This window comes from Micromonospora sp. CA-248260, assembly GCF_050942205.1.
GTDB classification, from domain to species: domain Bacteria; phylum Actinomycetota; class Actinomycetes; order Mycobacteriales; family Micromonosporaceae; genus Micromonospora; species Micromonospora antibiotica.
Genome location: NZ_CP192021.1, coordinates 5,105,113 through 5,124,198 on the forward strand (window position 1 = coordinate 5,105,113; position 19,086 = coordinate 5,124,198).

General features: G+C 74.2%; 23 protein-coding genes. 1 reads left to right on the forward strand and 22 read right to left on the reverse strand.

Annotated elements, in window-relative coordinates; translation table 11 throughout:
• Positions 1 to 14: 14 nt before the first annotated feature.
• From ACQP2H_RS21785 to hisD, 8 genes are all read right to left on the reverse strand, one after another.
• Entirely contained in the window at positions 15 to 431 is a 417-nt protein-coding gene (locus tag ACQP2H_RS21785; protein ID WP_208569712.1) for a Rid family hydrolase, read from the reverse strand.
• Positions 428 to 1,156, reverse strand: a complete 729-nt coding sequence (gene priA / locus ACQP2H_RS21790; protein WP_219463896.1) for a bifunctional 1-(5-phosphoribosyl)-5-((5-phosphoribosylamino)methylideneamino)imidazole-4-carboxamide isomerase/phosphoribosylanthranilate isomerase PriA — start codon at positions 1,154 to 1,156, stop codon at positions 428 to 430. The genes ACQP2H_RS21785 and priA overlap by 4 nt, the downstream gene beginning before the upstream one ends.
• A 16-nt stretch (positions 1,157 to 1,172) precedes the next feature.
• Entirely contained in the window at positions 1,173 to 1,496 is a 324-nt protein-coding gene (locus ACQP2H_RS21795) for a hypothetical protein (RefSeq protein WP_091237477.1), read from the reverse strand.
• A 30-nt stretch (positions 1,497 to 1,526) separates the two neighbouring features.
• Positions 1,527 to 2,168, reverse strand: coding sequence for an imidazole glycerol phosphate synthase subunit HisH (hisH, locus tag ACQP2H_RS21800; protein ID WP_357536962.1), 642 nt, complete (start codon positions 2,166 to 2,168; stop codon positions 1,527 to 1,529).
• Positions 2,168 to 2,338, reverse strand: coding sequence for a hypothetical protein (locus ACQP2H_RS21805; RefSeq protein ID WP_168222542.1), 171 nt, complete (start codon positions 2,336 to 2,338; stop codon positions 2,168 to 2,170). Before ACQP2H_RS21805 ends, hisH begins: the two co-directional genes overlap by 1 nt.
• Positions 2,339 to 2,408: 70 nt before the next feature.
• A complete protein-coding gene (gene hisB, locus ACQP2H_RS21810) occupies positions 2,409 to 3,020 on the reverse strand; it encodes an imidazoleglycerol-phosphate dehydratase HisB (RefSeq protein WP_219463902.1) in 612 nt (203 codons plus the stop codon).
• Entirely contained in the window at positions 3,017 to 4,090 is a 1,074-nt protein-coding gene (locus ACQP2H_RS21815) for a histidinol-phosphate transaminase (RefSeq protein ID WP_219463904.1), read from the reverse strand. Before ACQP2H_RS21815 ends, hisB begins: the two co-directional genes overlap by 4 nt.
• A complete protein-coding gene (gene hisD, locus ACQP2H_RS21820) occupies positions 4,087 to 5,409 on the reverse strand; it encodes a histidinol dehydrogenase (RefSeq protein WP_208569717.1) in 1,323 nt (440 codons plus the stop codon). Before hisD ends, ACQP2H_RS21815 begins: the two co-directional genes overlap by 4 nt.
• A 106-nt stretch (positions 5,410 to 5,515) precedes the next feature.
• On the opposite strand from hisD, the gene ACQP2H_RS21825 reads away from it, so the two are divergent.
• Positions 5,516 to 6,214: an LON peptidase substrate-binding domain-containing protein gene (locus ACQP2H_RS21825; protein ID WP_219463906.1), complete on the forward strand. Its 699-nt coding sequence runs from the start codon at positions 5,516 to 5,518 to the stop codon at positions 6,212 to 6,214.
• Here ACQP2H_RS21825 and ACQP2H_RS21830 read toward each other — a convergent pair.
• The 14 genes from ACQP2H_RS21830 to ftsZ form a co-directional block, all read right to left on the reverse strand.
• Positions 6,129 to 7,070, reverse strand: coding sequence for a DUF2567 domain-containing protein (locus ACQP2H_RS21830; RefSeq protein ID WP_357536965.1), 942 nt, complete (start codon positions 7,068 to 7,070; stop codon positions 6,129 to 6,131). The genes ACQP2H_RS21825 and ACQP2H_RS21830 overlap by 86 nt on opposite strands.
• A 56-nt stretch (positions 7,071 to 7,126) precedes the next feature.
• Positions 7,127 to 8,737 carry a MinD/ParA family ATP-binding protein gene (locus ACQP2H_RS21835; protein ID WP_219463909.1) on the reverse strand — a complete coding sequence of 537 codons (1,611 nt, stop codon included), beginning with the start codon at positions 8,735 to 8,737 and terminating at the stop codon, positions 7,127 to 7,129.
• Between the two features lie 97 nt (positions 8,738 to 8,834).
• Positions 8,835 to 9,767 carry a hypothetical protein gene (locus ACQP2H_RS21840; protein ID WP_219463912.1) on the reverse strand — a complete coding sequence of 311 codons (933 nt, stop codon included), beginning with the start codon at positions 9,765 to 9,767 and terminating at the stop codon, positions 8,835 to 8,837.
• Between the two features lie 3 nt (positions 9,768 to 9,770).
• Entirely contained in the window at positions 9,771 to 10,649 is an 879-nt protein-coding gene (locus ACQP2H_RS21845) for an RluA family pseudouridine synthase (protein WP_255598443.1), read from the reverse strand.
• Positions 10,650 to 10,702: 53 nt separating this feature from the next.
• Complete coding sequence (gene lspA, locus ACQP2H_RS21850) at positions 10,703 to 11,371, reverse strand: signal peptidase II (RefSeq protein ID WP_219463913.1); 669 nt, start codon at positions 11,369 to 11,371, stop codon at positions 10,703 to 10,705.
• 66 nt (positions 11,372 to 11,437) lie between these two features.
• A complete protein-coding gene (locus ACQP2H_RS21855; protein ID WP_204959263.1) occupies positions 11,438 to 11,869 on the reverse strand; it encodes a TraR/DksA family transcriptional regulator in 432 nt (143 codons plus the stop codon).
• A gap of 223 nt (positions 11,870 to 12,092) precedes the next feature.
• Positions 12,093 to 13,595 (reverse strand): potassium/proton antiporter, encoded by a 1,503-nt coding sequence (locus tag ACQP2H_RS21860; protein WP_208569723.1) that lies wholly within the window; start codon positions 13,593 to 13,595, stop codon positions 12,093 to 12,095.
• Positions 13,596 to 13,617: 22 nt separating this feature from the next.
• Positions 13,618 to 13,923 carry a DUF167 domain-containing protein gene (locus ACQP2H_RS21865; protein WP_208569724.1) on the reverse strand — a complete coding sequence of 102 codons (306 nt, stop codon included), beginning with the start codon at positions 13,921 to 13,923 and terminating at the stop codon, positions 13,618 to 13,620.
• Positions 13,924 to 13,934: 11 nt separating this feature from the next.
• Complete coding sequence (locus ACQP2H_RS21870; RefSeq protein WP_374197571.1) at positions 13,935 to 14,600, reverse strand: hypothetical protein; 666 nt, start codon at positions 14,598 to 14,600, stop codon at positions 13,935 to 13,937.
• Positions 14,601 to 14,820: 220 nt separating this feature from the next.
• On the reverse strand, positions 14,821 to 15,621 hold the full coding sequence (locus tag ACQP2H_RS21875; RefSeq protein WP_088643047.1) for a DivIVA domain-containing protein: 801 nt from the start codon (positions 15,619 to 15,621) through the stop codon (positions 14,821 to 14,823).
• A 43-nt stretch (positions 15,622 to 15,664) separates the two neighbouring features.
• On the reverse strand, positions 15,665 to 15,970 hold the full coding sequence (locus ACQP2H_RS21880; RefSeq protein ID WP_091237509.1) for a YggT family protein: 306 nt from the start codon (positions 15,968 to 15,970) through the stop codon (positions 15,665 to 15,667).
• Between the two features lie 29 nt (positions 15,971 to 15,999).
• On the reverse strand, positions 16,000 to 16,725 hold the full coding sequence (locus ACQP2H_RS21885) for a cell division protein SepF (RefSeq protein ID WP_219463919.1): 726 nt from the start codon (positions 16,723 to 16,725) through the stop codon (positions 16,000 to 16,002).
• 193 nt (positions 16,726 to 16,918) lie between these two features.
• Positions 16,919 to 17,665: a YggS family pyridoxal phosphate-dependent enzyme gene (locus tag ACQP2H_RS21890; protein WP_433228672.1), complete on the reverse strand. Its 747-nt coding sequence runs from the start codon at positions 17,663 to 17,665 to the stop codon at positions 16,919 to 16,921.
• 106 nt (positions 17,666 to 17,771) lie between these two features.
• A complete protein-coding gene (gene ftsZ / locus ACQP2H_RS21895) occupies positions 17,772 to 18,884 on the reverse strand; it encodes a cell division protein FtsZ (protein ID WP_219463928.1) in 1,113 nt (370 codons plus the stop codon).
• Positions 18,885 to 19,086 lie beyond the last annotated feature (202 nt).

Sequence of the window (19,086 nt, forward strand, 5' to 3'; positions counted from 1 at the left end):
GCCGGGACGGCGGGTCAGGACGGCGGCAGGTAGGCCTCCAGCTCGACCTCCACCAGATGGTCCGGATCGACCAGCCCGGCGACGACGACAAGCGTCGCAGCCGGCCGGACCGGGCCGAAAACGGCATTGTGGGCCCGGCCGACCTCGTCGAGGAAGAGCCGGTCGGTCACGTACAGCCGGGTCCGCACCACGTCGGCGGCACCCGCACCCACCTCGGCCAGGGCGGCCAGGGCGATCCGCAGCGCCTGGGCGGTCTGCGCGGCGGCGTCGCCGACGTGCGTCACCACCCCGTCGACGGTCGACGTGCAGCCGGCCGTCCAAGCCGACCGACCGGCCCGGACCACCCGGGAGTAGCCGTACACCGTCTCCCACGGGCCGCCCGAGCCGAGCCGGGTGACGGTCGCGTCGTCCGGCCCGGCCACGTCGGTCACCCGGCCACCCGCAACGTGGCAAGCGCCTCGGCCACCGTGAACGCACCGGCGTAGAGCGCCTTGCCGGCGATCACGCCCTCCACACCCGCCGGCTCCAGGGTCGCCAGGGCACGCAGGTCGTCCAGGGTCGACACGCCGCCCGAGGCGATCACCGGGGCGTCGGTACGGGCGCAGACCTCACGCAGCAGGTCCAGGTTCGGCCCGCGCATCGTGCCGTCCTTGGTGATGTCGGTCACCACGTACCGGGACGCACCGGCCGCGTCCAGCCGGGCCAGCACCTCCCACAGGTCACCGCCGTCGCGGGTCCAGCCCCGCGCCGAGAGGGTACGACCCCGCACGTCCAGACCGATCGCCACCCGGTCGCCGTACTCGGCGCAGATCCGGTCACACCACTGCGGGTCCTCCAGCGCGGCGGTGCCGATGTTCACCCGGGCCGCCCCGGTGCCGAGCGCCGCGCGCAGCGACGCGTCGTCGCGGATGCCCCCGGACAACTCCACCCGCACGTCCAGCTTGCCGACCACCTCGGCCAGCAGGGCGGCGTTGGAGCCCCGGCCGAAGGCCGCGTCCAGATCGACCAGGTGGATCCACTCCGCCCCGTCGTTCTGCCAGGCCAGCGCCGCGTCGAGCGGGTCGCCGTAGGCGGTCTCGCTGCCGGCGGCGCCCTGCACGAGCCGGACGGCTTGGCCGTCGGCGACGTCCACAGCGGGCAACAGGGTCAGGCTCACGTTTCCTACTCCTCGGTCAGATCCGACGGTCCAGGGCGATCACCACGATCGCCGGCAGGACCAGCAGCAACAGCACGACCAGCGCCACCCGCAGCGCGAGATCGTCGACGAACACCCAGATCAGCACCAGCGCCGCGCCGGTCAACCCGACGATGGCGGCCCGTTCCCCCCGGCTGCGCCGGGCCAACCGGCCCGTCCGGCCCCGCCGCCACTGCGGGGTGACCCGACGGACCAGGGCGCGGCGACGCTGCCGACGGGCCAACTTGCGCTGGCGTACGACACGGTCGCGGGCCGCCTCCGCCTCCCGGACGGCCCGCCGACGGGCCCGCTCCTTACTCACCGCGCACCCGACCCGGTGCGGCCGCGCGTCTCAGTCAACCGTGGCCAGCCAGTTGCGCAGCAGCACGGCACCCGTCTCGGCCGACTTCTCCGGGTGGAACTGGGCCGCCGACAGCGGGCCCCACTCCACTGCGGCGACGAACTCCGTGCCGTGGTGGGCGGTGGTGACCCGGGCGCCCGCCTCGCGCAACGACGCCTGGTCGAGCACCCCGTAGGAGTGCACGAAATAGAACCGGCTGTCGGCGGGCAACCCGGCGAAGAGCACCGACCCGTCCGGCGGGGTCACCGTGTTCCAGCCCATGTGGGGCAACCGGTCGGCGGGCAGCCGGGTCACCCCACCGGGCAGCAGCCCCAGCCCCTTGGTCACCACCCCGTGCTCGTCACCGTGCGCGAAGAGCACCTGCATGCCGACGCAGATGCCGAGCACCGGGCGGCCGGCGGCGACCCGTTCGGCGATCACCGGGCCGGCACCCGACGCCTCGATCCCGGCCATGCAGGCCGCGTACGCGCCGACACCCGGCACGACCAGGCCGTCGGCATCGGCGGCGGCGGTCAGGTCGGCGGTGACGGTCACGTCCGCCCCGGCGTGGGCCAGCGCCCGCTCGGCCGACCGCAGGTTGCCCGAGCCGTAGTCGAGCACCACGATCCGCTTGCCGGTGCCGTGCGCGCCCATCAGCCCTCCCCGGGTAGCAGCCAGAGCACCCCGCCGACGGTGGCCAGCACGGCGAGCAGCCCGGTGACCACGATCGCACCGCGTGGCGCGTCCTGCCGGTACAACGACCAGGCCCCACCGACGAGGATGCCGGCGAGGATCAGCAGCAGGGTCGGCAGCACCGGGCCCATCAGCGCCACCCCCCTGGTCGGCCGACCCGCGACGGGCAGTGCCGCGCGGAACCGGAGGCGACCGCGCCGGTCACAGCGCGCCCTTGGTGCTGGGCACCACACCGGCGTTGCGCGGGTCGAGCGCGGTGGCCTCCCGCAGCGCCCGGGAAACCGCCTTGAACTGGGCCTCCACCACGTGGTGGGCGTCCGGGTGGCCGCCCGGCCGGGCCGCCCGCAGCACGTCGACGTGCAGGGTGACCCGGGCCGACTGGCCGAAGGACTCCCAGATGTGCCGGGTCATGCTGGTCGGATAGACCGGCCCGATGTACGGCGACAGCGCCGGCTCGTCGTGCACCACGTACGGGCGGCCGGACAGGTCGACGGCGGCCCGGACGAGCACCTCGTCCATCGGGACGGTCGCCGAGCCGTACCGCCGGATGCCGGCCTTGTCGCCCAGCGCCTGGTCGAACGCGGCGCCCAGGGCCAGCGCGGTGTCCTCCATCGTGTGGTGGGCGTCGATCTCCAGGTCACCGACGGTGCGGACGGTCAGGTCGAAGCCGCCGTGCCGGGCGATCTGGTGGAGCATGTGGTCGTAGAAGCCGACCCCGGTGCTGATCTCGGCCTGGCCGGTGCCGTCGAGGTCGATCTCGACGAGGACCTTGGTCTCCTTGGTGATCCGCTCCACCCGGGCGGTGCGACTCATGACAGTTTCTCCATCGCGGTGAGGAAGGCGTCGGTCTCGGCGGGGGTGCCGGCGGTGACCCGCAACCAGCCGGGCAGGCCCACGTCCCGGACGAGCACCCCGGCGTCGAGCAGGGTCCGCCACGCGGTGGCCTGGTCGCCGCCGACGGCGAAGAGCACGAAGTTGGCGTCGCTGTCGGCCACCCGGAAACCCCGGCCCCGCAGCGTGTCGACGATCCGGTCCCGTTGCACCTTGATCGCGTCGACGGTGCCGAGCAGGGCGTCACGGTGGGCCAGCGCCGCGCGGGCGGCGGCCTGGGTGAGCGACGAGAGGTGGTACGGCAGCCGGACCAGCTGCACCGCCGACACCACCGCCGGGTCGGCGACCAGGTAGCCCAACCGGCCACCGGCGAAGCCGAACGCCTTGCTCATGGTCCGGGTCACCACCAGCCGGGGGTGGCCGGGCAGCAGCGCCAGGGCGTCGCTCGTGCCCGGTCGGGCGAACTCGGCGTACGCCTCGTCGACGACCACCATGCCGGGCGCGGCGTCGAGCACGGCGGTGACCACCGCCGGGTCCAGCGCGGTGCCGGTCGGGTTGTTCGGCGAGCAGAGGAAGACCACGTCGGGGCGGTGCTCCCGGACCTCGGCGACCGCCTCGTCGGCGGTCAGCCCGAAGTCGACCCCCCGCTGGGCCGGCACCCACCGGGTGCCGGTGCCCAGGGCCAGCAGCGGGTGCATCGAGTACGCCGGCACGAAGCCCAACGCGCTGCGCCCCGGCCCGCCGAACGCCTGCAGCAGCTGCTGCTGGATCTCGTTGGAGCCGTTGGCCGCCCAGACCTGCTCCGCGGTGATCCCGTGCCCGAGGTAGCCGGCCAGGTCGGCGCGCAGCGCCACCGCCTCGCGGTCCGGGTAGCGGTTGAGGTCACGCAGCTCGGCGGCGAGGGCCTTGCCGATCGCCTCCACCACCGGCTCGGGCACCGCGTAGGAGTTCTCGTTGGTGTTCAGCCGGACCGCCACGTCGAGCTGCGGCGCCCCGTACGGCGAGCGGCCCCGCAGGTCGTCGCGGATCGGCAGGTCGTCGAGGGTGGTCACGACGCCTCCCCGGCGAACCGCACCGCGACCGCCTGCCCGTGCGCCGGCAGGTCCTCCACGGTGGCCAGGGTCACCACGTGCGGTGCGACGTCACGCAGCGCCTCCCGGGTGTATTCCACCAGGTGCACCCCGCGCAGGAAGGACTGCACGGACAGCCCCGACGAGTGCCGGGCGCAGCCGCCGGTGGGCAGCACGTGGTTGGAGCCGGCGCAGTAGTCGCCGAGCGACACCGGCGCCCAGGGGCCCACGAAGATCGCCCCGGCGTTGCGTACCCGCAGCGCCCAGTCGCGGGCGTCGCGGGTCTGGATCTCCAGGTGCTCGGCGGCGTACGCGTCGACCACCCGCAACCCGTCGGCCAGGTCGTCGACCAGCACGATGCCGCTCTGCTGCCCGCCCAGCGCGGTGCCGACCCGCTCGGCGTGCTTGGTGGCCGGCACCTGCCGGGCCAGCTCCCGGTCGACCGCGTCGGCCAGCTCGACCGACGGGGTGACCAGCACGCTGGCCGCCAACGGGTCGTGCTCGGCCTGGCTGATCAGGTCGGCGGCGACGTGCGCCGGGTCGGCCGTGTCGTCGGCCAGCACGGCGATCTCGGTCGGGCCGGCCTCGGCGTCGATGCCGACCACCCCGCGCAGCAACCGCTTGGCGGCGGTGACCCAGATGTTGCCCGGCCCGGTGATCATGTCGACCGGCGCGCAGTGCAGGGTGCCCCCCGCGTCGACCGCCGACCCGTACGCCAGCATGGCGACCGCCTGGGCTCCGCCGACGGCGTACACCTCGTCGACGCCGAGCAGCGCGCAGGCGGCGAGGACCCGGGCGTCCGGGAGCCCCCCGTTGTCCAGCTGCGGCGGGCTGACCACCACCAGCGAGCGGACCCCGGCCACCTGGGCCGGCACCACGTTCATCACCACGGTCGACGGGTACATCGCCAGCCCGCCGGGGACGTAGAGGCCGACCCGGTCGACCGGCACCCAGCGCTCGGTGACCGTGCCGCCCGGCACCACCTGGGTGGTGTGGTCGGTGCGCCGCTGGTCGGCGTGCACCCGACGGGCCCGGCTGATCGACTCCAGCAGCGCGGCCCGCACGTCGGGGTCGAGCGTCCCCTCCGCCTCGGTGATCGCCTCGGCCGGGACCCGCAGTACCGGCGGGCAGACACCGTCGAACCGCTCGCTGGCCTCCCGGATCGCCGGGTACCCATGGTCACGGACGGCCTCGACGAGCGGGCGGATCCGCTCGACGGCCACGGACACGTCGAGCTGGGCACGGGGCAGCAGTCGGCGCGGGTCACGGACCCCGCCGCGCAGGTCGATCCGATTCAACACGCTCCCGAGTCTAGGCGGCGGCCCGGAGGGCGACCCGCGCCGCCCGTACCGCGAGACGGTGAGCCGGGACACGCCGACGTCGCGGGATCGGGCTACGCTCGGACGCGTGACCGCACGGCTGCCGGTGTTCCCCCTCGCCACGGTGCTCTTTCCAGGTCTGGTGCTGCCGTTGCACATCTTCGAGGAGCGTTACCGCCACCTGGTGCGGGACCTGGTCGGGCAGCCCGAGGGGGCGCCCCGCGAGTTCGGTGTGCTGGCGATCCGCTCCGGCTGGGAGGTCGCCCCGGGCGCGGGTCGGGCCACCCCGGGCGGCGGCGACGTGACCCTGCACGAGGTGGGCTGCACCGCCGAGCTACGCCAGGTCAACGAGCTGGACGACGGCGGCTTCGACATCGTCACGGTGGGCCGGCGACGGTTCCGGGTCACCGGGATCGACCGGGAGTCCGCCCCCTACCTGACCGCCGACGTCGAGTGGCTGCCCGAGCCGACCGGCCCGGACGAGGCCGCCGAGGTGCTGGCGGCCCGGGTGATCGCGGTCTTCCGGCAGTACCTTGGCCTGATCCGGGCCGACCCGCAGGAGCTGTCCGAGCAGCTCCCGGAGGACCCGACGGTGCTGTCGCACCTGGTGGCGGCCACCGCCGTGCTGACCGTGGCCGACCGGCAGCGGCTGCTCGCCATCGACGACACCACCGCCCGGCTCCGCGCCGAGCTGCGGCTGCTCAATCGCGAGTCGGCCCTGCTGCGTCAGGTGCGGGCGGTTCCGGTGCCGCTGTCGGAGCTGGCGTCCCCGCCGGCCCCCAACTGACCCCGGCCACCCCGTCGTCCCCCGGCTGGTCGGGGGCGGCGGGCATCCCGGGTCCGGGCGGCGGGCCGGTGACGCCGGCGCCCGACCACCCGGTGGCACCGGGGTCGACCGGCCATCCGGGCCCGCCGGGCTCCGGCTCCGGGCGCAGCGAGGGCCAGCGGGACCAGCCGGCCAGCAGGGTGTACGTGACGGCGGCGGCGAACGCCGGCAGCAGCAGGTTGCCGTACGGCAGCGGCAGCACACCGAGGACCCGTTCGATGCCCCCGGCCCGCAGGTCGGCCGGTTTGTCGAACGGCGTACCGGCGGGGGCGGTGGCGAGCAGCCGCTGGTAGCCGTCCAGCCCGATCCGGCGGCCCAGCTGCCAGGCGACCAGGGCGGTGCCGAGCGCCCCCACGGTCAGCGCGACCAGGTTCACCGGCCCGCGTCGGCGGCGCAGCAGCGTCCACACCGCGATCGCGGCGAGCACCCCGAACCCGAGGCCGAGCAGGCTGAACCAGCCGTCGGCGGCGATCGGCTGCTCCGGTTGGGGTTGGGCGTAGACGGCACCCTCGGCGGTCTTGAGCACCGGGGTGTCCGGGGCCAGCGCCGCCCAGAGCAGCCCCAGCGGCGCCCCGAGCAGGGTCAGGCCCAGCACGAGGCCGGCCGCCACCGCGCGGGTGTGCCGGGGGCGTTGCTCCCCCGGCTGCGTCGGCCCGCCCGACGGCGGCGGCCACGGCAGGTACGACCCGCCCGGGTCGTTACCGGCCACGGTCGGTGGCCCGTCGGCCGGTGCCCCGGTGGGGACGGTGTGCGGGGTGGGCGCGACACCCGCCGGGGCGTCGGCGGGGCGGTACGGATCGGGGGTGTCCGGGCTCACCCGATGATCCTCTCAGGCGGGGCGGTACGGCGGGGCGGCGGAGCCCGTACCGCCCCTCAGCGGGCGAACGGCTCCACCATCACCGAGGCGGCCCGCAGCCACGCGGCCCGGGTCTCGGCCTGGAGCTGGTGGTACTCGATCGACGACCCGGTCTCCAGCACCGGGTCGTACGGCACCACCGCGACGGCCCGGGTCCGGGTGGCGAAGTGCCGCTCCAGGTCGTCCTGGAGCGTCGACCGGCCCGGGGTGGGGCAGGAGATCAGGGTGACCGCGTTGTCGGCCAGCTCACCCATGCCCTCCTCGTGCAGCAGGTCGAGCATCCAGTCGGCGCTGAACGCGGCGTCCTCCCGGGGCACGGTGGTCACCACGAGCTGGTCGGCGGCGTGCATGACGGTGCGCCAGTTGGGGCTCTCCACGTTGTTGCCGGTGTCCACGCAGACCACGTCGTGGGTGCGCCGCAGCAGTTCCAGCACCCGTTTGACGGTGAACTGGTCGAGGCGCTGGGCGAACCGGGGGCTCTCCTCCCCGGCCAGCACGTCGTACGAGCCGTCGGAGGCGTGCCGCAGGTAGTCGTCGAGGGACTCCAGCAGCTCGGCGCCGTCGCGGATCTCGATGTGCGCCAGGTCGCTGATCAGGTGCCGGATCGTGCGGGCGTGCCGGGCGCTGCCGGCGCGCAGGCCGAGGGTGCCGCGCAGCTCGTTGTCGTCCCAGGCGAGCACGCCCCGGCCCCGGACGCTGCCGACGGTGGCGGCGGCGAGCACCGTGGCGGTGGTCTTGTGCACCCCGCCCTTGGGGTTGGCGAACGCGAGCACCCGGGGGGTGCCCAGGTCACGGCGGAGGATGCCGGCGGCGCGTTCCTGCTCGTCCTGGGGGCCCTGCTGACGCCACTCGATGCGGGCCGGCTCGATCCGGGCCGGGTAGCTCCGGTCGGCGGTCACCGCCGGCGGGTAGGTCGGCGGCTCCGGCTGGTAGGTGGGCGCGGCCGGGTAGCCGGGCTCCGGGTAGGCCGGCTCCGGGTAGGCGGGTTGCGGCGGCTGGTACGTCGGCTCCGGCGGCGCGTAGCCGGGCGCGCGGTATCCGTTGTCCAACAGGGCGTACCGGGACTCGGGGGGTGGCGGTTCGGACCGGTAGCCGTTGTCCAGCAGGGCGTAGCGGGACGGGACGACAGGCGGCTCCGGCGGCCGGGCCGGCTCCGGTGGGTAGCCGGGGTCGGCCGGGTAGCCGGGAGCGGCTGCGTAGCCGGGGTCGGCCGGGTAGCCGGGGGCGGAGCCGGCCGGATAACCGGGATCGGCCGGGTAGGCCGGGTCGGCGCGGTAGCCCGGGTCGGCGCGGTAGCCGGGAGCGGGCTCGACCGGATAGTCCGGCGCGGCGCGGCGCGGCGGGTCGACCCGGTAGCCGGCCCCGGCGCGGTAGCCCGGGTCCGGTTCGTAGCCGGGCTGCGCACCGTAGCCCGGGTCGGCGGGTGGTGGCACGGAAGCCGATCCCCGCCCGGACCAGCCGCCGGCGGGCCCCCGGCCGGGCAACGGGTCCCGGACCGGCTGCTCGTCGCGGCGGTCCGGCTCCGCCTGGTCGGCGGCGCGTCCGCCGAGGCGGGCACGCTCGAAGAGCGCCCGCCATCGCGGTGCCGGTTCGGCCGACCGACCCCAGCCGGTCTCGCTGCCGTCCAAGGCTCGCCCTCCCGCGCCGTCGATCTCCGCCTGACAGGCTACGAACGAAACCCTATTCGGACCACACCGGTCTGCACACATCCCCCGGGAACAATACTTACGGCGACCGGTCGGACGACCCACCGCTACGGGAGTCCGGGGAGGTGGGGGCGGGGGTCGGGGCGGACCCCGGCCCGACCCCGCTCGACGACGGTGCCGGGGCGATCACAGCGGGTGCCCCTTCCGACGAATCGCCCATCGCCCCACCCGGCGTCGGGACCGGGCCGGTGGACGCCGGGTGCGCCGGTGTTGCGGCGGTGTCGGCGGGTGGCCGGGCCACGTCCCGCTGTTCCGGCAGCGGCGGCAGGAACACCGTCCGGTCCAGCCGGGCCACTTCGGGGGCGGGATCGAGCGCCCGGACCCCGTCGCGTCCGGCCACGGCACGCAGCGCGGTCGGGTCGGCCCGGATCACCGCCGCGTAGACGCAGGCGCAGGCCGCCCGGTAGCCGGCCGCCTCCCGCCCGGCGACCTGCGCCCCGGTCTCGTACCCCTGACGGGCCGTGGGGTCGGTGGTGTCGGCGGCCCGCCGCCGCTGGTCGGCGGCCTCCCGGTCCTTGCGGTCCGCGAGGCCGGCCATGCCGGCGGTGACGTCCTGCGGCAGCAGTTGCGCCGGCAGCCGGACCACCTCGGTCTGCCGACCGGGCAGCGGCACCCGCACCACCACCGCGGCGACCTCGACGTCGGCGAGCAGCGCCGGCAACCGGTCCGGTACGAGGTAGCGGTCGAAGCTGACCAGCGCGTACGCCCCGGCGGTCAGCCCGGCGAGTTCGGCCCGGGCCGCGGCGGCGTACCCGGGCAGCGAGTCACCCGGCAGCACCCCGACCCGGGTCACCTGCCCGACCGTGCGGTCACCCACCGGCGCGGGTCGGCGGGCCACCCAGCCGACGGTGAGCAGCACCGCGCCGACGGCCAGCACCGCTGCGGTGACCAGCCCCCGGCGCGGCCGGGACGCGACGGCGGGCGGCCCGACGCCCGGGCGACTACCCGGCACCGGTCAGTCGCGCAGGATCGTCAGCGCGCGGGCCAGATCGTCCGGGTACTCGCTGACGAAGGTGACGTCGTCACCGGTACGCGGATGGGCGAAGGTCAACGACCGGGCGTGCAGCCACTGCCGGCGCAGTTCGAGCCGCGCCGACAGGGTCGGGTCGGCCCCGTAGGTGAGGTCGCCGACGCACGGGTGCCGCAGGGACGAGAAGTGCACCCGGATCTGGTGGGTACGCCCCGTCTCCAGCCGGACGTCGAGCAGGCTCGCCGCCGGGAACGCCTCGATGGTGTCGTAGTGGGTGATGCTCGGCTTGCCGTCGGAGACCACCGCCCAGCGGTAGTCGTGGTGCGGGTGCCTGTCGATCGGGGCGTCGATGGTGCCGCGCGACGGGTCGGGGTGACCCTGGACGACCGCGTGGTAGCGCTTCTCCACCTCGCGGTACTTGAACGCCCGCTTGAGCGCGGTGTACGCCTGCTCGCTCTTGGCCACCGCCATGATCCCGGTGGTGCCCACGTCGAGGCGGTGCACCACACCCTGCCGTTCGGCGGCCCCGCTGGTGGAGATCCGGTGGCCGATCGCGGCGAGGCCACCGATGACGGTCGGGCCGGTCCAGCCGGGGCTGGGGTGCGCGGCCACTCCGACCGGCTTGTCCACCACCACGATGTCGTCGTCGGCGTAGACCACGGTCAACCCGGGGACCGCCTGCGGCACCACGGTCGGCGGCGCGACCGGCGCGGGCAGCGTCACCTCCAGCCAGGAACCGGCCTTGACCTTGTGCGAGTTCTGCCGGATCACGCCGTCGACAAGCGCGTCCCCGGCGTCGACGAGCGCGGCGGCGGCGGTGCGGGAGAGCCCGAAGAGGCGTGCCACCGCCTGGTCCAGCCGCATGCCGTCGAGGCCGTCCGGCACGGGCAGGGAACGGTGGTCGCCACCGGCGGCGGTCACGCCCGCTCCCGCGGCTCGGCGTCGGTCGCCGTCGGCGCGGCGGCGGCCGGTCCGGTGGGGGCGGCGGCGGTCCGGGTCGCGTCGGTGGGGGCGGTGTCGGTGTCGCCCTTGGCACCGACCCGTCGCCCGTCGCGCTGGCGGCCGGTCAACTCCAGCAGCACGGCCAGCAGCACCCCGGAGACCAGGCAGCTGTCGGCCAGGTTGAACACCGGCCACACCTGGCCGTACGGGTCGAAGAGGCTGACCATGTCGACCACGTGACCGACGAAGTGACCGGGGGCCCGGAAGATCCGGTCGGCGAGGTTGCCCAGCGCCCCGCCCAGCACCAGCCCCAGGGAGACCGCCCACGGCAACGACCGCAGCCGGACCGCCATCCAGCTGATCCAGCCGACCACCCCGATGGTGATCAGCGGGAACACCCAGGTGTGGTCGGCGCCGATGCTCCACGCCGCACCGCTGTTGCGGGTCAGGGTGAGATAGACGGCCCCGCCGAGCAGGCGCACCGGCGCCCGGTCGTCGAGCAGTTGCAGGGCGAGATGCTTGGTGAGCAGATCCGTCAGCAACGCGAGCGTCGCGATGCCGACGAGGACCACGACCGCCCTGCGTCGGGGGGTGCGGCCGGCCGGCCCGGTGGTGCCGGGTCCGGCGGTCGGTGCTGTGGTCATCGACTCCCCATCGACTGTCCCGACGACGCGGGTCCGCCGTCTCTCGAGGTCACCGGGGAGTGGACGTCAGCGCCGCTCCTCCAGCTGCTTGCAGGTCACGCAGAGGGTCGCCGACGGGAAGGCGGCGAGCCGCTCCACCGGGATCGGGTTCCCGCACCGCTCGCACCATCCGTAGCCACCCTCGTCGAGCCGCTCCAGCGCGCGCTCGACCTGGGTGATCCGTTCCCGGATGCTGTTGGCGAGGGAGATCTCCTGCTCGCGCTCGAACGTCTTGGTGCCGGTGTCGGCCTGGTCGTCCCCGGCCGAATCGGTCAACCGGTCGCGCTGCAGCTCGGTGATCTCGCTCAGGGTCTGATCGTACTCGGCGCGCAGCTCGTCCCGTCGGGCCGCCAGGGCCGCCCGGATCTTCTCGGTCTCCGCCGCGCTGCGGGTGGCCTGCGCGGTGGCCTTCGCCGCCGGTTTGCGACCGGCCGTCCTGGTGTCGGCTGGCTTCGCCATCGTCAGCTCCCTCAGCCGCGGGACGCGGCGGTCGGCGGTGCCCGGACAGGGTGCGCCGACATGGCGTCCCCAGGTAACAAAACGGGCGCACGGCAACGGTGGCCGCGCACTCCGGAGGTTGGCAAGAATACGGAACGTACAGGTTTCCGACAACGTGCCGGACCGTTGCGCCGCTATTCAGCCACTAATAACCCCTAATTGGGGCAAAAAGAAGACTAGCAGATCATCCGTCCCGATCCTCGCCGTACTCGCCGAACCACCTCGCCAGGCGACCCCGCCGGCTGACCGCCCGCAGCCGGCGCTCCGCCTCGTCCCGCACCCCGGCGGTCGCCACGATCAACAGGCTGTCCCCGGTCTTGAGCCGGGTGTCCGCCCCCGGTACGAAGCCCACCCCGTCGCGCAGCACCAGGGTCACCGACGCGCCCACCGGCAGCCGCAACTCGTCGACGTGCACCCCGGCCAGCCGGGACCCCGCCGGCACCTCCAACTGGAGCAGGTCCGCCCGCATCCGCTCCAACGGCGCGGTCTCCACCCGGATCTCCGCCGGCTCGGCCGGGGCGGTCACCCGCAGCCGGCGGGCCGCCGGCGCGAGCGTGCCCGCCTGGAGCACCGTGAAGATCACCACCAGCACGAAGACCGCGTCGAACAACCGGTCCGCCCCGGGCACCCGGGCCGACAGCGGAATGGTGGCCAGCACGATCGGCACCGCACCCCGCAGCCCCGCCCAGGACAGGAAGAGCTGCTCACGCAGGCTCACCCGGAACGGCAGCGCCGACACCAGCACCGACAGCGGCCGGGCCAGCAGCAGCAGGGCCAGCCCGGTGACCACCGCCGGCAGCAGCGCGGTGTGCAGCCGCTGCGGCGTGGCCAGCAGCCCGAGCAGCACGAACAACCCGATCTGGGCCAGCCAGGCCAGCCCGTCGGCGAATCCCAGGATGGCCTGCCGGTGCGGCAGCCGGGCGTTGCCGAGCAGCACCCCGGCGACGTAGACGGCGAGGAAGCCGGAGGCGTGCAGCACCGCCCCGGCGGCGTACGCCAGCACGGTGAAACCGACGGCGGCGATGGGGTACAACCCGGAGGAGGGCAGCGCCGCCCGCCGCAACGCGAACCGGCCGGCCAGCCCGGCGGCCAACCCGACCGCCGCGCCCACCCCCAGCTCGTAGCCGACCAGGAGGACCTCGAACCACCACGGGTGCTCCACCGGCCCGGTGCGCGACAGCAGCACCACCAGGATCACCACCGGGGCGTCGTTCATGCCCGACTCGGCCTCCAGCGCGGCCACCAGCCGGGGCGGCAGCCGCAACCGGCGTAGCGTGGCGAAGACCGCCGCCGCGTCGGTGGAGGAGAGCACCGCGCCGTAGAGCAGGGCCAACCGCCAGTCCAGCCCGAGCAGCAGGTGCACCACCAGGCCCACGACGACGATGCTGACCAGCACCCCGACGGTGGACAACGCGCCGGCCAGCCCGAGCACCGGGCGCAGGGTGCTCCACCGGGCGGTGAGCCCGCCCTCCGCGATGATCACGATCAGCGCGCAGAAACCCAGCATCCGGGTCAGCTCGGCGTCGTCGAACCGGATGCCCAGCCCGGCCTCACCGATCGCCACCCCGAGCGCCAGATAGACGAGCAGACTCGGCACGCCCAACCGGGTGGAGAACCGCACCGCACCGATCGCCACCAGCAACACGGCCGCGCCGAGGAGCAGGGCCAGATCCAGTCCCGGCGTCACGGGCGCCCCACCCGGGGCGCCGTCACCCGGCCGATCCGTCGCGCAGCCGCCGCAGCAGCCCGCTCAGACCGGGCACCGGTCGGTCGACCAGGAAGAGCTTGTCCCGGCTGGCCGCACCGGTGCGCAGCGCCACCGCCGACGGGCGGACGCCCAGGGCACCGGCCAGCGCCCGCCGGGCCGCCTCGGTGGCCCGGCCGTCCACCGCCGGGGCGGTCACGGCGATCACCAGGGCGGGTCCGTGCGGGCCGGCGAAGCAGCCGCCGACGCGGGCCCGGGACGCGCCGGGCTTCACCCGCACCGCGACGGTCAGCGTGTCGTCCGTGGGCATCGACGCCGGCCTCAGCGGGGGTAGGTGTCGGCGAGCAGGGCGGTGTCCGGGTTGCAGAGACCGCACGGGGTGAACCCGAGGGAGATCGCCTCGTCCACCGGCAGCGGCTCGTGTTCCCGTTCGATCAGGTGGGCGCAGGAGGGCAGGTGGTAGCGGGGATGCCCGTCGACCACCAGCACCTCGGCGTCGAGTCGGGCCACCCGGGCGGCGTCGGCGGGTGGGACCCGCTGGGCCGGTGGATCCCACGGCGACGCGTCGTCCTCCGGCGGATCCCAGGGTGGCCCGGGGTCGTCCCCGGCCGCCCAGGCCGGGTCGTCCGCCGGGTCCCAGCGGGGGTCGTCCGGGTCGGGTCGGGCGGGGTCGGTCGGGGCACGGTCGGCCGGCGGGGCGGCGTGGTCCGGCCCCGACGCGGAGGGCACGACGACGGGGTCCCACGGGGCCTCCGCGTCGGGCTCCCAGGCACCGGCGTCGGGGCGGGTGGCCGCGCCGACGGGGTCGCCGGCCACCGGCTGGCCGGGTGGTTGCCGCCACCCGGCGCCACCGGTGCCGAACGTCGTCGGGGGGTACGTCGTCGGTTCGTCCGACGGCGCGGTCGTGGGCGGCGGGGCGGTCGGACGGGACTCCGTCGCGCTCCGACCGCGTGCCTCGGCCCGTTCCGCCGCCCTCGCCCTGGTCACGGCTGCCTGGCGGGCACCGGCCACCAGGGCGACGGCGGCCAGCAGACTGGCCGCGATGGAGCTGGTCAACAGGGTGCTGGAGCCGCCGACGAGACCGAACACCAGCAGGACCACGGCGACGAGGATGAGCAGGAGACTGGCGACTAGCACGGGCTCACCCCCGCAGCGTCGTGGGTCGTGGTGGGTCGGCGACCGTCGGGGGACGGTCGCCGACCGTGGATCAGCGGCCCGCTTCGAGGGCGCCGGAGCGACCGCCACCGTACGAGCCGGCGAGGCCCGCTGCGGCCAGACCGTTGCCACCGACGGCACGGGTGCCCTCGGCGCGGGTCATCTCGGCTTCGAGGCCCTGGCCCCGACCGTCGAGGTCCCGCAGCTGGCTCTCCAGGTAGGCCTTGAGCCGGGTGCGGTACTCGCGCTCGAACTGCTTGAGCTCCTCGATGTGCTTCTGCAACGCGGTCCGCTTGGCGTCCAGGCCCCCCATGGCCTCCTGGTGCCGCTGACGGGCGTCGCGCTCCAGCGCGTCGGCCTTGGCCCGCGCCTCGCGGGTGACCTCCTCGGCCTTGGAGCGGGCCTCGGAGAGCAGCTGGTCGGCCTCCCGACGGGCGTCGGAGACGTGGTCGTCGGCGGTGCGCTGGGCCATCATCAGCACCCGCAGCGCCTGCTGCTCGCCGTCGCCGCCGACGGCCGGACCGCCGGTCGTGCGGACCTGCTCCAGCTCCGCCTGCATCGCGCGGGCGGCCTGCTCGGCGGCGGCCTTGTCGCGCTGCACCCGGTCGAGCTGGGCCTTGACGTCGTTGAGCTCCGCCGCGAGCCGGGCGTCGCCACCGGGGCCGGCAGGGGCCCCGCCCCGACCGCCGCGCTCCACCTGCGCGCGCAGCTCGTTGTTCTCCTCGATCAGACGGGCCAGCTCACGCTCGACCTCGTCCAGGAAGGCGTCGACCTCCTCCTCGTCGTACCCCCGCTTGCCGATCGGCGGCTTTTTGAAGGCGACGTTGTGCACGTCGGCCGGTGTCAGCGGCATCGAAACTCCTCGGGTCAGTTGCGGCCGCGAAAGCGCGCGCTGGTCAGGAGAAGTTCCTGATCAGCGGATCTAACACAAACCTCATCAGCACGAACAGGATAACCAGGAGCACAAGGGAGGCCAGGTCGATGCTCACGGTACCAATTCGCAGTGGGGGGATCACCCGCCTCAACGCCTTGAGAGGCGGATCAGTGACGCTCCACACGGACTCAAGTCCGGCGGACGCGCCACGCCCCGGTTGCCACCGACGACCGTACTGGAGGACTGCACCGAGAACGAATCGGGCCAACAGCACAATAAGAAAGAGGTACACAATCAGGTACAAGAGTTGGAACATGATCGACAACACAGCAGACGACGTCCCTCGGTCGGGTGGACTTAGCTCAGGGAGAAGAAGCCACCCTCAGCGATCTTGGCCTTGTCCTCCGCGGTGACCTGGACGTTGGCCGGTGAGAGCAGGAACACCCGGTTGGTCACGCGCTCGATCGTACCGCGCAGCCCGAACGCCAGCCCGGCGGCGAAGTCCACCAGCCGGCGGGCGTCGGCCTCGTCCATCTCGGTGAGGTTGATGATCACCGGAACGCCGTCGCGGAAGTGCTCGCCGATGGTCCGCGCCTCGCGGTAGGTCGTCGGATGCAGGGTGGTGATCTGGTAACGCTGCTCCTCCTCGGCCACCACCGGCCGCTCCCGCGGCGACGCCTGCGGCGCCAGGGCGAGATTGTCCCGGGTGTGATAGCTCAGCGCGCCCGAGGACTCCGACCCACCGGACCTGGTGATCGACCGGACGCTCGCCCGCTCCGACCGTTCGGCCCGCTCCGAGCGCTCGGCCCGCTCCGACCGTTCGGCCCGCTCGTCGTCGGCGCGGTCGGCCTCGGCCAGCCGGCTGGACCGGTCCGTCAGCCGACCCCGGTCACCGAGGCGCGGACGCGGTGCCGGCGGCTCCTCCGCGTCGTCCTCGTCGTCGTCGGCGAACTCCTCGGCGTACCGGCTCGACCGGTACCGCGACTCGCGGTAGCCGGGCTTGTCGTAGCCCTCGTCGTAGCCCCGCTCGTCATCCTCCTCGACGAGACCGAGCCAGACCCCCGCCTTGCGCAGTGCACCCATCCCGCGCCCTTCCGTCCGCCGTGCGGCACGCACCCCCGTGCCGTGTCGCCATGATCGCGAATGGGCTTCCATGCCCACCGGATCGAAGTGGCAATCCCTCGACGCGCGATTCGCGGCTCGCCCGTCGTGGCCCCCGACCTGGGGACGCCGCTCCTGAACAACACTGATGTAATTTGCTTCTATCGCGGTCAGGCTACCGCAGCGTGGAACGCATTCCGAGCAACGCGCTGCCGACGCGGACATGTGTCGCGCCGTGTCCGATGGCCACCTCCAGGTCACCGCTCATCCCGGCGGAGAGCACCGTCGCCCCCGGATGGTCGGCCCGGAACCCCGCCGCCACCTCGGCCAACCGGGCGAACGCCCGCTCCGGTTCCCAGCCCAGCGGCGCCACCGCCATCAGCCCGGCCAGTCGCAGCGCCCCCGCCCCGGCCAACGCCCCGGCCACCGCACCGAGCCCCCGGTCGGCGTCCGCGGCACCCGGCAGGGCACCCCCTCGGGCCGGGTCGCCGTCGATGCTGACCTGGACCAACGTCTCCAACGGACGGTCCCGGCCGGACTCCGCGGCGGTGGCCAGCGCGCGGGCCAACCGGACACTGTCCACGGAGTGGACCACATCGGCGTACCGGACCACCGAACGGGCCTTGTTGCGTTGCAGTTGGCCGATGAAGTGCCACCGGGCGGCCACCCCCGCCGCCGCCACCTCGGCCGCCTTCGGTGCCGCCTCCTGGTCCCGGTTCTCCCCCAGGTCGGTGACCCCGAGCCCGGCCAGCGCGACCGCGTCGCCGGCCGGGTACGTCTTGGTCACGGCGATCATGGTCACCCCGGCCGGATCCCGGCCGGCGGCGGCGCAGGCGTCGGCGATCCGGGCCCGCACCACGGCCAGGCCGGCCGCGAGCGCGGCCCGGCGGTCCGCACCCACCGGATCGGGCGCGGCGTTCATCTGCCGGACCGCCCGGTCACCGGCGGGGCGGCCCGGCCGCCCCGGGACCCGTCCGGCGTCGTCGGGGTGGCGTGCCCGCCTGCGGGACTGCCCGTCATCAACGGGCTCAGGAACCGTTCTTGAGGAAGTCGGGCACGTCGACGTCGTCGAAGAGCACCCGGCGCGGCGACTGCTGCGGCGGCATGGTGGCCGGCGCGGTGACCGCCGGAGCCTGCGGCGTCGGCTGGTTCTGGTTGCTCTTGCGCGGCGACTCGGACGCCTTGTACGCGGGCGTGCCACCGTCGAAACCGGCGGCGATCACGGTGACCCGCACCTCGTCGCCGAGCGCGTCGTCGATGACCGCACCGAAGATGATGTTGGCGTCCGGGTGGGCCGCGTCGGTGACCAGCTGCGCGGCGTCGTTGATCTCGAACAGGCCCAGGTCGGAGCCACCGGCGATGGACAGCAGCACGCCCCGCGCACCGTCCATGCTCTGCTCCAGCAGCGGGCTGGAGATGGCCGCCTCGGCCGCCTCCACCGCCCGGTTCTCCCCCCGGGCGCTGCCGATGCCCATCAGCGCGCTGCCCGCCCCGCTCATCACACTCTTGACGTCGGCGAAGTCCAGGTTGATCAGACCCGGGGTGGTGATCAGGTCGGTGATGCCCTGGACACCGGAGAGCAGCACCTGGTCGGCGGTGCGGAAGGCGTCCATCATGCTGATGCCCCGGTCACCCAGGGCCAGCAGCCGGTCGTTGGGGATGACGATCAGCGTGTCGCACTGGTTGCGCAGTTCGTCTATTCCCGCCTCGGCCTGCACCTGGCGCCGCTTGCCCTCGAAGGAGAACGGCCGGGTCACCACGCCGATCGTCAACGCGCCGAGCTTGCGGGCGATGTTGGCCACCACCGGCGCCCCGCCGGTGCCGGTGCCGCCGCCCTCGCCGCAGGTGACGAAGACCATGTCGGCGCCCTTGAGCACCTCCTCGATCTCGTCGCGGTGATCCTCGGCGGCGTTCTTGCCGACGTCCGGGTTGGCGCCCGCGCCGAGTCCCCGGGTCAGCTCCCGGCCGACGTCGAGCTTGACGTCGGCGTCACTCATCAGCAGCGCCTGCGCGTCGGTGTTGATCGCGATGAACTCGACGCCCTTGAGCCCAACCTCGATCATCCGGTTGACGGCGTTGACGCCGCCGCCGCCGATGCCGACGACCTTGATGACCGCCAGGTAGTTGTGCGGAGGTGTCATCTCCGGTCCTTTCCGTTCGAGATTGGCTCGCACCGCCCCGGTACGGCGTGGCTCAGACCGGTGGTCGGCGAGCTGTCACCAGCGAGGATCAGAGGCGAACCCTAACCCTCTACTAGAGGGTTAGAGTTATGTCAACCACTGATCCTCTTCGGGGCAACGTAAGCGCCCCCACGCCGAGAGCCAAGGACCCCACCGGCGTGTC

Excerpts from the sequence above, each read along its gene's own strand:
- ACQP2H_RS21865 (WP_208569724.1), bottom strand. The coding sequence starts at position 13,923 with ATGCCCACGGACGACACGCTGACCGTCGCGGTGCGGGTGAAGCCCGGC.
- ACQP2H_RS21890 (WP_433228672.1), bottom strand. The coding sequence starts at position 17,665 with ATGAACGCCGCGCCCGATCCGGTGGGTGCGGACCGCCGGGCCGCGCTC.
- lspA (WP_219463913.1), bottom strand. The coding sequence starts at position 11,371 with ATGACCACAGCACCGACCGCCGGACCCGGCACCACCGGGCCGGCCGGC.
- ftsZ (WP_219463928.1), bottom strand. The coding sequence starts at position 18,884 with ATGACACCTCCGCACAACTACCTGGCGGTCATCAAGGTCGTCGGCATC.
- ACQP2H_RS21805 (WP_168222542.1), bottom strand. The coding sequence starts at position 2,338 with ATGGGCCCGGTGCTGCCGACCCTGCTGCTGATCCTCGCCGGCATCCTC.
- hisH (WP_357536962.1), bottom strand. The coding sequence starts at position 2,168 with ATGGGCGCGCACGGCACCGGCAAGCGGATCGTGGTGCTCGACTACGGC.
- ACQP2H_RS21875 (WP_088643047.1), bottom strand. The coding sequence starts at position 15,621 with ATGCCGCTGACACCGGCCGACGTGCACAACGTCGCCTTCAAAAAGCCG.
- ACQP2H_RS21855 (WP_204959263.1), bottom strand. The coding sequence starts at position 11,869 with ATGGCGAAGCCAGCCGACACCAGGACGGCCGGTCGCAAACCGGCGGCG.
- hisB (WP_219463902.1), bottom strand. The coding sequence starts at position 3,020 with ATGAGTCGCACCGCCCGGGTGGAGCGGATCACCAAGGAGACCAAGGTC.
- ACQP2H_RS21885 (WP_219463919.1), bottom strand. The coding sequence starts at position 16,725 with ATGGGTGCACTGCGCAAGGCGGGGGTCTGGCTCGGTCTCGTCGAGGAG.
- ACQP2H_RS21845 (WP_255598443.1), bottom strand. The coding sequence starts at position 10,649 with ATGCGGCTGGACCAGGCGGTGGCACGCCTCTTCGGGCTCTCCCGCACC.